The following is a 13,433-nucleotide window of genomic DNA, read 5'->3' on the forward strand; positions in this document are numbered from 1 at the left end:
CCTTCTTTTAACTCAGTCAGGCGGCAGTGTGCGCCACACGTTGTTCACGGTTTAATCCCTGTAGTGCCGAAACATCAACAATCAGCGCAACGCTACCATCACCAAGGATGGTTGCCGCAGAAATTCCCGGCACTTTGCGGTAATTGCTTTCAAGGTTTTTCACTACTACCTGATGCTGACCAATCAATTGATCAACCAGCAATGCATAGCGACGACCGGCACTTTGCAGGATAACGACAATCCCCTGCGTAGCTTCGGTTTTCGCGCCATTAACATCAAATACTTTCCACAACTCTACCAGCGGCAGGTACTCGCCACGCACTTCGAGTACGCGCTCGCCACCGGCCAGTGGGTGCAAATCTTCTTCGCGCGGCTGCAGCGATTCCATCACCGCGTTCAGCGGCAGAATGAACACTTCATCGCTCACTTTAACGGACATGCCGTCAAGGATTGCCAGCGTCAACGGCAGCAAAATGCGGATTGTGGTACCTGCGCCCTGACGTGATTTGATCTCAACGTGGCCGCCCATCTCCTGGATATTACGTTTCACCACGTCCATGCCCACGCCACGCCCGGAGACATCGGTCACCTGCTCAGCGGTAGAGAAGCCCGGTGCGAAGATCAGCATGCCGACTTCTTCGTCGCTCATGTTTTCGTGCACCGGCATACCCTGCGATATGGCTTTTGCCAGGATACGTTCACGGTTCAGGCCTGCACCATCGTCGGTGACTTCGATGCAGATATTGCCGCCCTGATGTTCTGCGGAAAGGGTCAGGTTGCCAATCGGTGATTTACCCGCTGCAACGCGTTTTTCCGGAACTTCAATCCCGTGGTCAAGGCTGTTACGCACCAGGTGCGTTAACGGGTCAATGATGCGTTCAATCAGGCTCTTATCCAGTTCCGTCGAGCTACCTTGCAGGGTCAGTTCAACCTGTTTATCCAGCTTGCTCGCGAGGTCACGCACCAGACGCGGGAAGCGGCTGAATACATATTCCATCGGCATCATACGGATAGACATGACCGATTCTTGCAGATCGCGTGCGTTACGCTGCAACTGTGTCATGCTGGTAATCAGGTCGCCGTGGGTGACCGGGTCCAGTTCGTTCGAGCGCTGGGCCAGCATCGACTGCGTAATAACAAGCTCGCCGACGAGGTTAATCAACTGGTCAACTTTTTCTACCGCAACACGGATACTGGTTGACTCACTGGCGCGGGCCGGTTTTTCACGACCTGCAGGTTGCTCTTTGGCGACCGCTTTCAGCGCCGCGACAGGTGCAGCCTGGACAACCGGGGCTGGGGCTGAAACCGGGGCTGCTGCTGCTTCTGGTGCGGCCTCTTCAACGGCTTCAACCGTTGCAGCTTCCGCAGACGCGGTTTCCGCAGGTACGCTGGCGTTCTCAAAGGCGATCTGGTCTGCTTCTATAACGAAGCACAGCACCGCAATGATATCGTCCTGGCTTACACCGCCATCCAGCGTCACGCGTAAGGTATCGGTCCCTTTTACAACGTCGGTGAGCGTACCAAGGTTACCCAACTCTTCTTCCAGAAGGCTGACTTCGTTTTCTTTTAGACGCGACAGCACAATACGCAGCTTTCCGTCATCGGCTGGGCTCGCCGGAGCGGCAGTCTCAGCGTCCTGTACGGCGCTTTCAACGACGGACAATGTGGCGCTATTGGCTGCAGCCGGAACAGCTTGCCCTTTGGCTTCCAACGCTAATTGACGCAACGCATTGCAGATATATTCAAAGCTGGCGGCATCTGGCTCCGTAGAGCTTTTATAGGCATCGAGCTGTTCCTGCATAATATCTTTGGTTTCCAAAAACAGGTTAATGATGTCAGTGTTGAGCTGCATTTCCCCACGGCGGGCTTCATCAAGCAGGTTTTCCATCAGGTGCGTGGTTTCCTGCAAAATGGTGAAGCCAAACGTGCCCGCACCGCCTTTGATAGAGTGGGCGGCACGAAAGATGGCATTGAGTTGTTCAGAGTCCGGCGCTTCTGGCACCAGGTCTAACAAATGCTGCTCCATGTCGGCCAACAACTCGTCAGCTTCATCAAAGAACGTCTGATAAAAATCGCTAATATCCATGCTCACGCAATCACCTCGACTCGGGTTGTGGCGATGTTGTAACTGCCGCCGCAGGCGCGGATGCTGGCGCTGGCGCCGCTTCTGCCTCCGGCTGTGTAATGACGCTTATTGGCACATTCTGGCTTTCGGCGTTCTCATGCAGAATGGCTTCTTCTGCTTGTTTGTTTAGCACCAACAGGCTGATACGGCGGTTGATCGCCTCATTCGGTCCGCGCTCTGCCAGCCTCATTGTGGCTGCCATGCCAATGACTCGAAGCATTTTTCCATCGTCGAGACCCCCAACAACCAGTTCTCGTCGCGAGGCGTTTGCACGATCCGCTGAAAGTTCCCAGTTGCTGTATCCTTTCTCACCGTTGGCGTAGGGATAGTCATCGGTGTGTCCGGAAATGCTAATTTTGTTCGGAATACCATTTAGTACCGGTGCTATAGCCCGCAAAATGTCACGCATATAGGGCTCCACTTCTGCCCGGCCGGTTTTAAACATCGGTCGATTCTGGCTATCGATAATCTGAATACGCAAACCTTCCTGAACAAGATCGATCTTGAGGTGCGGGCGTAAAGCACGCAATTTCGGATCGGCTTCGATCAGTTGGTCCAGATCGCCGCGCAATTTTTTCAGCCGCGCTTGCTCCATTCGTTGTTTGAGATCATCAATGTTCGGCTGTTTTTTAACTTCACCCTGCTGCTGTGTGTAGTCATCGCCACCGCCCGGAATCGGACTGTCGCTATTCGAAATTCTTGGCCCACCCGTTACCGCTGTTGCAAGGGGTGTACGAAAGTATTCGGCAATCTGAATCAGTTCTTTAGGGCTAGAAATTGAGATAAGCCACATAACCAGGAAAAAAGCCATCATCGCCGTCATAAAGTCGGCATAGGCTATCTTCCAGGAGCCGTGCGCTCCCCCGCCATGTCCTTTATGTTTCTTACGTCTTACGACGACGATAGGATGGGACTGATTTTTCATGCGTCCTCAGTCGTTGTCTGTTGGTTAGGGTTTCTTACCGCGCGCACGTGTTCATCCAGTTCGACAAACGACGGACGTTCGGTTGAGTACAGCGTTTTACGCCCAAACTCGACGGCAATTGGCGGCGCGTAGCCGTTCAGATTCGACAACAGTGTGATCTTGACGCACTGCATCATTTTGGTGGTTTCGGCGCTTTTCTGGCGCAACACGCTGGCCAGCGGAGAAATAAAGCCGTACGCCAACAAAATACCAAGGAAGGTTCCCACCATCGCGTGGGCAATGAGCGCACCAAGCTCCGCCGCCGGACGGTCCGCCGAGGCCAGTGCGTGAACCACGCCCATAACCGCCGCAACGATACCAAATGCGGGCAACGAATCCCCTACCGCCGCCAGGGCGTTGGCCGGGACTTCCGCTTCACTTTCGTGGGTTTCGATCTCTTCGTCCATCAGCGCTTCAATTTCGAAGGTGTTCATATTGCCGCTGATGATAAGGCGCAGATAATCAACAATAAATTCGAGCATGGTGGCATCGGCAAGGATGCGCGGATAGCTGGCAAAAATCTCGCTCTCTTTCGGGTTTTCAATATCCCGTTCAAGGGAGAACATCCCCTGCTGGCGAGACTTCGCCATCAGCCGATAGAGCAGCGCCAGCAAATCCATGTACATACTTTTTGTGTATTTCGAGCGGCGAAACAGCAAAGGTAACGCCTTGATGGTGCCCTTGATGGCTTTACCATTGTTGCCGACGATAAACGCACCGATGCCAGCGCCGCCAATGATGATAAGCTCGGACGGTTGATAAAGTGCGCCAAGGTGCCCGCCGGTCATCATATACCCGCCAAGGACAGCACCCACAACCACTATGTAACCTAATACGATAAGCACGACATCATCCTTCCGCTAATGACTATGGCAAGGAAGACAAATCGCAGGGTTTTCACGAAAGGCAGGGTAAAAAAAAGCAGCGGTATAACTTCACCGCTGCTGGAGTTTGTCCCACACCTTGTTCGGTCAAACAGCCTGATCGATCTGTTCTTCCAGCAGTTGTGGAATAATATCGGCAGCATCCCGGGAAAGTTTACGTCTTTTTACCGCACGAGAAGGCGGCTGGCATAAACTACAGGCGAAACTGCCAACAGGCTGATGCGCGTGGGTGATAAAGTTACCACCACAGCAGTTACAGCGAGACAACTCCAGCATTCCGCTTTCCACGAAACGTACCAAAGTCCAGGCACGAGTCAGAGCCAGCAGTGGCCCTTCCTCAGGCTGAGGGCATTGTTCGAGATAGAGTCGATAGGCTTTGATTACCGCATCAACGCCGCTGCATAACCCGGTTTTTAGTAAGAATTGCCAGGCATTACAGAACATTGAAGCATGAATATTTTGCTCCCACGTCATAAACCAGTCGGTGGAGAATGGCAGCATACCTTTCGGCGGCGGGCTACCACGCAGCTCTTTGTAAAGCTTGATGAGACGACCACGGCTCAGTTGCGTCTCACTCTCCAACATTTGCAAACGTGCGCCCAGCGTGATCAGTTCCATTGCTAACTGAATGTCGCGGGCTTCTTGAACAATACTTTTCTCGCTCATGATTACGCCCTTTTCTTCCGGGCTGGTTCACCTGATTGGGTGGATTCATTCAGCAGACGAGTAGAGAGCAGAATGCCGGTATGGATTTGCTGTAAATCATCCACACGGGATTCCTGAGTCAGACGCGTAATGGTCTGATGGTTGTCAAAGCGGAACTGACAAATAACTTGATTTGTTTCAGCGAGCTTAACCATCTGAGGAAGGGTTAACTCTCCCAGCGTATTCGCCATTTCTTCGTTAACACCTAAGCGGAACATGGCGGACGCTTTGTCCTGACTAATTAAACGCTGAGCAAGGAGCAGATATGACAGATTGATGTCATAAATGTGTTTCAGCAACTCGGATGTATGCATTTTTCCCATCCCGAATAACCAACTTGTATCTTATGCGGACAAACCGCACCCCGTGATGTCGCCGGGAAAAAACCCGGTATAAAAAGAAAGGCTAAATGCATAACAGACTTAGGATCTCGCGCGGCAGGTCTCTCGCTCAAATGTTTTTACCTTGCCACACTCTTAATCATTTCTTACAAAGAACTAAGATTTTTCCTAATTCGACGCAACTGTACTCGTAGGTGCTGAGACATACAATGTGACCAGAGTGAAATTTTGGAAAAAATGTGATCCACGTCACATAATTTACGCATTTCCTGGTAAGAAATCTATCAGTACCGCTTCTGAATTGATTATTTTTTGTTCTAACAACACTCTTTTCTATTCTTTTAATGCGAATACTCATTCATATGACATATCGAAATACGGCGCAGTGGTCAGATGTGTACTATCTTTACCCGTTTAAAATACACATTTTGTATCTAATAAAGAGACAATAATAAATACCTTTATAAAACAAGAAATTAGAAATACAGCCACGCTTATTAATTGCCGCGCGGGATCATTTTAAATTTGTTAATCAGGACGATTAATAATTTAGGGATTTAACTTTAAATTCTTAAAATTTCGCTTAAGCACCTAATTCTAATTAAGATGATTAAACTTCAAACTGTCCATTTCATAAGATTAATTAATGAATATTTATGAGTTTCTTCACAAGTTTGTCATATTGGTCTATTGCTACGTTGGCGCAAACGGAGTAATGGTGATATGTGAACCTCATAGATAAGGAGCCAGTCATGGGCTACACGCATCTGTTGGTTGCGGTATCGGCCTCTCCGGAAAGCCACGCCCTGGTGGCAAAAGCGGTGTCAATAGCACGTCCGTTTCACTCCCGCTTAACCCTCATCACACTAACGTCCGATCCCGAAATGTATAACCAGCTTGCGGCACCGATGATGGAGAATGTGCGCGAGATGCTGCAGGAAGAGACGCAACAGTTTATGAATGACCTGGTCAGCCGCGCTGATTACCCTATTGAACAGGTGATTATTACCTCTGGTGAGCTGAGCGAGCACGTGCTGCATACCTGTCGTACACAAGGCGTCGACCTGGTTATCTGTGGGAATCACAATCAGAGTTTTTTTGCACGAGCAGCCTGCTCCGCTAAAGCGATAGTCGGTTCGTGTAAAGTGGATGTCTTGCTGGTGCCATTAAGCGAATAACCCCTCCCGCGTAACGGAAGGGGCTCTTGTCAGGCCATTTTCGGGAAGGTCGCCACTTTGTTTTGCAGGCTACTCTGAGCACTACGTGGCGTGATGCGCTTTAAATCGCTAATAAACCGTTCTTGCCAGTGGTTGATATCATTTTGCTCAATCACCTTAAGCATTTCAGCATGGCGCGCAATACGCTCAGCCAGCGGCATCGTCAGTGCCCTGTCCATTGCGGCAGCCACATCATCCCGGTCGTAAGGGTTAACAATCAGCGCCGAGGTTAGCTCGTTTGCCGCACCGGCAAATTGCGATAGCACCAGTACGCCCGGATTCGCAGGATCCTGCGCGGCAACATACTCTTTCGCGACCAGATTCATCCCATCACGCAATGGTGTGACCAGGCCGACTTCCGCGTATCTGAAGACTTTCATTAGCACTTTGCGATCAAAGTGCTGGTTCAGGTAATAAAGCGGCGTCCAGCCAAGCTGACCATATTTCCCATTAATACGCCCTGCTTCCGTTTCCAGTTGATGACGAATGTCCTGGTAGGCCTGTACTTCGCCACGCGAGGTCGGTGCGATTTGCGTATAGCGAATCTTGCCGTGGTGCTGCGGATACTTCTCCAGCAGCGTTTCATAGGCGAGAAAACGCTCCGGCAACCCCTTGGAGTAATCCAGACGCTCAACGGAGAAGATATTCTTGACGTTTTTCAGCTCGTTTTTCAGTTGCGCCAGTTTGGGTGGCAACGGCCCCGAAGCCTGCTGGGCAATCTCTTTCGGTTCGATACCGATAGGGTAAACCTCGGTCTGGAATGTTTTGCCCCATGCGGTATGGTGTTTGCCGCCGCGTGTTGTCAGTCGCGTTTGGATAGACAGGCAGTCAAGGAACGCCAGGCGATCGCTCTCGGTCTGGAAACCCAGCAGGTCATAGTCACACAACTGCTCAAGCAGTTCGGCATTCGGCGGTAGCGCGTTGAAGATTTCCGGAGTCGGGAAAGGAATATGCAGGAAGAAACCAATACGGTTGTTTACCCCGCGCTTGCGCAATTCACTGGCAAAAGGCAGCAGATGGTAATCATGGATCCACAGATTGTCGTCATCTTCCACCAGCGGTAATAACTTATCCGCCAACAAAGAATTTACCCGCTGATAGCCCTCCCATGCCTCACGCTGGAACTTCACCAGGTCCAGGCGATAATGGAAAGCTGGCCATAGCACGGCGTTGGAAAATTGAGAATAATATTGCTCGTAATTCTCTTCGCTGAGGTTAAAGGAAGCCCATGTGATATTTCCACGCGAGACCTTTTTCAGCGGTGCATCCTCATCGCCAATTTCACCACTCCAGCCGAACCATAATCCGCCCGTGGCTTTTAATGCTCCCAGAATCCCTACGGCCAGCCCACCTGCGCTGGACTTTTTATCGTCAGGCGGAGCAATACGATTAGATACTACGACTAAGCGACTCATAGCCATCTCTCCTGTTTGTTAGCGCCTTTTTTTCTTGTTCTTGATGGTCAGTTATACGTTTAAGCCACTGATGGACGTCATTTACACAACCCAAACGCCATTGCGCGTGAGTTGCACCAGCCCCTACTTTCACCGAAATACCTGATTTCGCGTTCACGACCTCAAAGCCGTGCTCATCCGTCAGATCATCACCGATAAATACCGGTTTTCTGCCCTTAAACGGCGATTCCTGTAAAAACGCGTCAATAGCGGCACCCTTGTTGATGCCAGACGGTTTAAGTTCGATCACACATTTGCCTGGCTGCATCGCCAGTTGGCCCCAGGTCTCCACCATTTTGCGTGCCAGAGCGAAGATTGCCTCTTCATGCTCCGGTGCCTGCCGATAATGCAGAGCGAACGCCATCCCCTTGGTTTCAAGCTCGGCACCCTTAAGTACGGCCATTCCCGTAGTCAGTGCCTGTTCCAGCGGCTGGATGATCTCATCTGGCAACGTGACCCGGTGAGTTTGACCGTTGATATCGCGGCGCTCTGCCCCATGAACCCCGGCCAGGGGAAAACGGTAAGGCCTGGCAAGCCTGTCCAGCTCTGCCATTGAGCGCCCTGAGATCAATGCCACCGCGCCATCATTCATTTCAGCAAGGCGTGCGAGCCGCTTGAGAACATCCGGCGGAACAAAAACCTGGTCAGGGTGAGGTTTGATATCAGCGAGGGTTCCGTCAAGATCGAAGAAAAAAGCAAAATTTCCGGAAAAGACAGGCGGTTCAGATAACAGGTCAGCCACCCTGGTTTCCTCCTTAATGGTCAACGGTGAAAGGTCTCATACGATAACCTTTCATTATCATTAGCCATGTAAGTATAGACAGTGTGACGCTGCTCGCCATTTTATGCATAACCCATCAACCATTCTGGCGGTTGATGGGTTACTGGAGGTATGCTTAAAGATCAATCATCATAGCGATGACAGGAGGATTAAACCGTCCGTTTAGCCTTCTGTTTGTAGCGGTCAAAAATCACCGCAGCCAGCAAGATCAAACCACGCACCACATACTGGGCAAACGGCGAGATGTTCAGCAGGTTCATCGCATTCTCTACCGTCCCCAGAATCAGGATCCCGGCGACCACGTAAGAGATTTTACCGATACCGCCTTTCAGCGAAACCCCACCCAGTACGCAGGCCGAAATCACAATCAGCTCATAACCGATAGAGGTCATCGGCTGACCGCTTGTCATACGCGAGGCCAGGATAATCCCTGCCGCTGCGGATACCAGCCCGGACAGAACAAAGATAATGATTTTCGTGCGCACCACAGGTACGCCCGCCAGACGCGCCGCTTCTTCATTGCCGCCAATTGCCAGCGTGTTTCGACCGAACGTCGTTTTGTTTAACAGGAAGCCAAACACGATCAGGCAGGCGACAGTCAGCCAGATTGGCGCAGGCAGCCCCAGCCAGTTGGCATAACCAAGCGTAAAGAAGCTCTCGTCTTCAATACCGACCGCTTTACCATCAGAAATGATATAAGCCAGCCCGCGCACGATTTGCATCGTGGCAAGGGTCGTGATCAGGGCGTTAATTTTCAGCCGGGCAATCACAAAACCGTTAATAAACCCGCTCACCACGCCCAGCATCAGGCCAGCAAACACGCCCAGCCACAGGCTACCTGACATGTTGATCACCACGGCGGTGGTGACACCAGCACAGGCGATGACGGATGCAACCGAAAGGTCGAAGTCACCGGAGGCCAGACAGAACAGCATCCCGCAGGCCACCATGCCGGACATGGAGATTGCAAGCCCCAGCCCTTTCATGTTCACAAACGAGGCGAAGTTCGGCACAAAAACGGCGCAGCCGATAAACAGTGCGGCAAACACCACCAGCATACCGAACTGATCCCAGATGCGGCCCAGGCTAAAGGCCGATGGCGACTTCGGTGCGCCAGAAGAAGTTACAGATGACATCATATTCTCCTTGCTCAGGCGACAGCCTGGCTAACTTTAGGCATCGCGAGGCTGAGCGCTCGCTGTTCATCGGCCTGACCATGAAGCAATTCACCGGCAATTTCGCCTTCGCGCATCACCACGATGCGGTCGGCGACGCCAAGGACTTCCGGCAGGTCGCTTGAGGCAAACAACACCGCTACACCACGGGCTGCCAGCGCATAGATAACGTTATAGATTTCATGCTTGGCCCCCACATCAATCCCGCGAGTGGGTTCATCGAGCAAAATGACCTTCATCTCTTCCGATAACCAGCGTCCCAGGATGGCCTTCTGCTGATTACCCCCGGAAAGATTCATAATTAACTGATCGGCACTGGGCGTTTTGATATTCAGGCTACGAATATGATGCTCGGCGTTCTGCGCCTCCCAGCCGTTATTGATCAAACACCCCGCATGGATAAACTTACGCCGGGCGCTGATATTGATATTCTCTTGTACGGAGTGGACGGGAATAATCCCCTCTGCTTTACGATCTTCCGGGCAGAGCATCATACCGGCGCGAATGGCATGGGATGGTTTCTGGATATTAACCTCAGCACCGTCAATAAAGACTTTCCCTTCGGTAATTCGCGTACCGCCGAACAAACCTTTCATTAACTCGCTGCGCCCTGCCCCTACCAGGCCGAACAGGCCAACAATCTCGCCGCTGCGTACCGTCAGGCTAATCGGTGTGCGAACACCGGGTGCTTTAACCTGATCGAGGCGTAGCCGCTCATCGCCATAGTCGCGCGGCTGCCAGCCGTAGATATCGCCCAGGTCACGGCCAACCATCGCCTGTACTAGCTGGTCATGGTTAACCTGCTGCATGTCCGTGAACGTACGGACATAACGTCCATCTTTAAACACGGTAATGGCATCGCTGAGCGCGAAGATCTCTTCCATGCGGTGCGAGACATACAAAATGACGCGCCCTTCTTTGCGCAGCTCACGAATAACCCTGAACAGGTTTTCGATTTCGCGCGCCGACAGTGAGCTTGTCGGTTCATCGAAGGCAATAACTTTGGCGTTACGTGCCAGCGCCTTCGCGATTTCGACCATCTGCCACTGGCCGATGGAGAGATATTTGAGCGGCGTCTGTGGATCAATATCCAGCCCCAGATGCTTGAGTTGCAGACCCGCTTCATAATTAAGGAGTGAGCGGTTAACGATCCCGCTTTTATGGGGTAACTGGCCGAGATAGATATTCTCCGCCACCGTCATTTCCGGTACCAGATGCAGTTCCTGGTAGATGATAGCGACACCGGCATTGAGCGCCGCCGTGGTATCCGCGAAGCTAACTTCCTGTCCTTTAATTGCCAGCGTACCGGTCGTCGGTGCGTAATTACCGCTGAGAATTTTTAACAGGGTCGACTTACCCGCGCCATTCTCCCCCATCAACGCGTGGACCTGACCGGCATGACAGTCAAAGCTGATGTCGCTCAGGGCCTTGACGCCGGGGAACGTCTTGCCGATGCCGCGGAAGGAAAGATAAGGAGTAGAGTCTTGCATAACGTCTCCGTGAATCAGTTCAGTGTACTTCTGGCCCTCCCTGACAAGGGAGGGCACAACCATCAGAGATTTACTTCACGCCTAACCCTTTTTTCGCCAGCTCTTCTTTGAAGTTATCGCGAGTGATCAGCACCACATCGGTAACCGCAGTGAATTTCGGCGGCTCAACACCTTTGGTCACCCAGTTGTAGAGCAGCTCGCTGGTTTTATAGCCGTGTACATCCGGACTTGGCAGCAGAGAACCGTAGAAGCCGGTCGCCTGCGCTTTAGACAGCTCGCTCACCGCGTCCACACCGTTAATACCAATGCCAATCACATCTGCAGCTTTAAAGCCCTGACCTTCGGTTGCGCGCACGCCACCCAGGACGGTGTTATCGTTCATACCCAGCACCAGCCAGTGTTTCACTTCCGGATGTTGCACCAGCAGAGAGTTACCGGCATCAAACGCACCGGGGATATCGTTTGATTTTGTCGGTACCTGGTAAATTTGTTTTTCCGGGAAGCCTGCGGCTTTCAGCGCATCCATTGAACCGGTGGTACGGCGACGTGCGGTATCCAGTTCATTGGCCGTGATCGCCATAACGCCTGTCGTTTTCACATCCCAGCCGCGTTTTTGCATCTCTTTGTACAATTCCTGACCCTGACGCGCGCCGATTTCGCTGGCGGCCATCATGACCAGAGGAACGGAGGTCATCGGTTCGCCTTTGGCGTTAACGAACTGATCATCCACGGTAATAACTTTCATGTCATAACCGCGCGCTTTAGCAACAATCGCGGAACCTAATTTCGGGTCCGGCGTACAGATAACGAAGCCTTTTGCGCCGCTCGCTGCCAGACTGTCGATAGCATTAAGTGTTTTTTCGCCATCCGGAACGGCGATTTTAATCACCTCAAACCCTAAATCCTTGCCCGCCTTATCGGCGAATTTCCATTCAGTCTGGAACCAGGGTTCTTCAGGTTGTTTTACCAAAAAACCCAGTTTCATTGTTTCAGCAATAGCGGATTGTGACATAACGGCTGCAAGGCCAATGGCTGCTAACGCTTTAGTGAATTTGTGCATGGTTAACTCCAGCTTTGACTTTCTTTTACGTAGGGAAAAATAACTACCGGTTAACTTAAAAGGTCATAAAACAAGGCATTAGGATCCGTGCTTCCCTGGATACCTGTGCTGGCAGTAGTTTTAGCGGGAAATTGATTCTCCATAGGAGAGCAATATCACACCGCAGAATTACAGTAATTCCGTACATAAATTCAGCGGATTAAGACATAAAAATGGGAGTATTTGTCGTACAAATCAGAAGGATGTTAGCAGAATAATCCATAGCTCCAGCTCGGTTATCCTTGTCCCCCGATACAAGGTGTATCGGGGTGTACAGGTTACCAGTGGTAATAAATATGATCTGCGTGATCGCGCACGGGGGTTTCATCACCCAGCAAGCGTGCCGACAGGGCAAACGCAAAATCAAACGCGTGGCCAAGACCTTTGCCGCTTAGCAGATTACGGTCTTCCACCACCGGGGCATCAACGTACTCACCGTTTCGAACCCCTTGCCACAAATCGCCGGAGCAGACGTAGCGGCGGCCATCCAGCAGGTCATTGCCGCCAAGCACTCTTGCGGCTGCGGAGCAAATCGGGCAAATCAGCTTATTCTGCGCATCATGATGCTTAATAAATGCGATAACTTCTGCATTCGCGGCAAGATTAACACTACCCTGCGGGCCGCCCGGAAGCACCACGGCGTCATAAACTGTGTCAGCGCGCTCGCTCAGCGTGCTGTCTGCCACCATCGGAATATTGTGATAGCTCACTACCGCACGTGATTGTGCGCAGGCCAGCGTTTCAACCTCAATATTCAGGCGACGCAGAATGTCGATGGTAATAATCGCTTCTGCTTCTTCAAACCCTGGCGCTAACAACACCGCCACTTTTTTCATTGCCCACTCCTTACCCTGTTGTTGTCATCAATTGTCCCTACGATAAATCAAAACATCGTTTCAAAATCGTTCTTAAGTCACATTCTTACCGCCAGACGTGCGCAAGCCGTCACTTTTCAGGTAACCAGAGAAACCTCACCCTTTTGAAAAATAGCTTTATTTTCCTGCCGGAACAGGTGCGCCCGAAGTAAGAGAAAACGAATATTTATGACAGGATAAGACTATCATCCGCATGTCATATGGGCGTAATGAACATTAACGTAATATAACTTAAGTTGTGCTTATTCTTCTGAACTCGTTATGCAACTTACGTTGAGACAGAGGGATACCTGAATGGATTGCCGTATTAATTTAACACGTGC

General features: G+C 51.3%; 12 protein-coding genes. 1 reads left to right on the forward strand and 11 read right to left on the reverse strand.

Annotation, left to right across the window (positions count from 1 at the left end; genetic code table 11):
- Positions 1-16 precede the first annotated feature (16 nt).
- From cheA to flhD, 5 genes are all read right to left on the reverse strand, one after another.
- A complete protein-coding gene (gene cheA / locus ACS0RQ_RS17085; RefSeq protein WP_334633700.1) occupies positions 17-2,092 on the reverse strand; it encodes a chemotaxis protein CheA in 2,076 nt (691 codons plus the stop codon).
- Positions 2,093-2,096: 4 nt separating this feature from the next.
- Positions 2,097-3,050 carry a flagellar motor protein MotB gene (motB, locus tag ACS0RQ_RS17090; RefSeq protein ID WP_039078680.1) on the reverse strand — a complete coding sequence of 318 codons (954 nt, stop codon included), beginning with the start codon at positions 3,048-3,050 and terminating at the stop codon, positions 2,097-2,099.
- Complete coding sequence (gene motA / locus ACS0RQ_RS17095; protein WP_039078679.1) at positions 3,047-3,934, reverse strand: flagellar motor stator protein MotA; 888 nt, start codon at positions 3,932-3,934, stop codon at positions 3,047-3,049. Before motA ends, motB begins: the two co-directional genes overlap by 4 nt.
- A 126-nt stretch (positions 3,935-4,060) precedes the next feature.
- Positions 4,061-4,639: a flagellar transcriptional regulator FlhC gene (gene flhC / locus ACS0RQ_RS17100; RefSeq protein ID WP_039078678.1), complete on the reverse strand. Its 579-nt coding sequence runs from the start codon at positions 4,637-4,639 to the stop codon at positions 4,061-4,063.
- Positions 4,640-4,641: 2 nt separating this feature from the next.
- On the reverse strand, positions 4,642-4,992 hold the full coding sequence (gene flhD / locus ACS0RQ_RS17105; RefSeq protein ID WP_228007953.1) for a flagellar transcriptional regulator FlhD: 351 nt from the start codon (positions 4,990-4,992) through the stop codon (positions 4,642-4,644).
- A gap of 779 nt (positions 4,993-5,771) precedes the next feature.
- Here flhD and uspC point away from each other — a divergent pair.
- The gene (gene uspC, locus ACS0RQ_RS17110) at positions 5,772-6,197 is read left to right on the forward strand and encodes a universal stress protein UspC (RefSeq protein WP_271850884.1); all 426 of its coding nucleotides are present in this window, start codon (positions 5,772-5,774) and stop codon (positions 6,195-6,197) included.
- A 29-nt stretch (positions 6,198-6,226) separates the two neighbouring features.
- Here uspC and otsA read toward each other — a convergent pair whose 3' ends face one another.
- The 6 genes from otsA to ACS0RQ_RS17140 form a co-directional block, all read right to left on the reverse strand.
- Entirely contained in the window at positions 6,227-7,651 is a 1,425-nt protein-coding gene (gene otsA, locus ACS0RQ_RS17115) for an alpha,alpha-trehalose-phosphate synthase (protein ID WP_271850883.1), read from the reverse strand.
- Entirely contained in the window at positions 7,626-8,432 is an 807-nt protein-coding gene (gene otsB / locus ACS0RQ_RS17120) for a trehalose-phosphatase (RefSeq protein ID WP_271850882.1), read from the reverse strand. Before otsB ends, otsA begins: the two co-directional genes overlap by 26 nt.
- A 188-nt stretch (positions 8,433-8,620) precedes the next feature.
- Positions 8,621-9,610 carry an L-arabinose ABC transporter permease AraH gene (gene araH, locus ACS0RQ_RS17125; protein WP_162303309.1) on the reverse strand — a complete coding sequence of 330 codons (990 nt, stop codon included), beginning with the start codon at positions 9,608-9,610 and terminating at the stop codon, positions 8,621-8,623.
- 11 nt (positions 9,611-9,621) lie between these two features.
- Positions 9,622-11,136: an L-arabinose ABC transporter ATP-binding protein AraG gene (gene araG / locus ACS0RQ_RS17130; RefSeq protein ID WP_039078672.1), complete on the reverse strand. Its 1,515-nt coding sequence runs from the start codon at positions 11,134-11,136 to the stop codon at positions 9,622-9,624.
- 70 nt (positions 11,137-11,206) lie between these two features.
- Positions 11,207-12,196 (reverse strand): arabinose ABC transporter substrate-binding protein, encoded by a 990-nt coding sequence (locus tag ACS0RQ_RS17135; protein WP_039078671.1) that lies wholly within the window; start codon positions 12,194-12,196, stop codon positions 11,207-11,209.
- A 317-nt stretch (positions 12,197-12,513) separates the two neighbouring features.
- Positions 12,514-13,071 (reverse strand): DJ-1 family glyoxalase III, encoded by a 558-nt coding sequence (locus ACS0RQ_RS17140; RefSeq protein WP_271850881.1) that lies wholly within the window; start codon positions 13,069-13,071, stop codon positions 12,514-12,516.
- Between the last annotated feature and the right edge of the window lie 362 nt (positions 13,072-13,433).

The sequence above is a fragment of the Phytobacter diazotrophicus genome (genome assembly GCF_052061655.1).
Lineage (GTDB): Bacteria > Pseudomonadota > Gammaproteobacteria > Enterobacterales > Enterobacteriaceae > Phytobacter > Phytobacter diazotrophicus.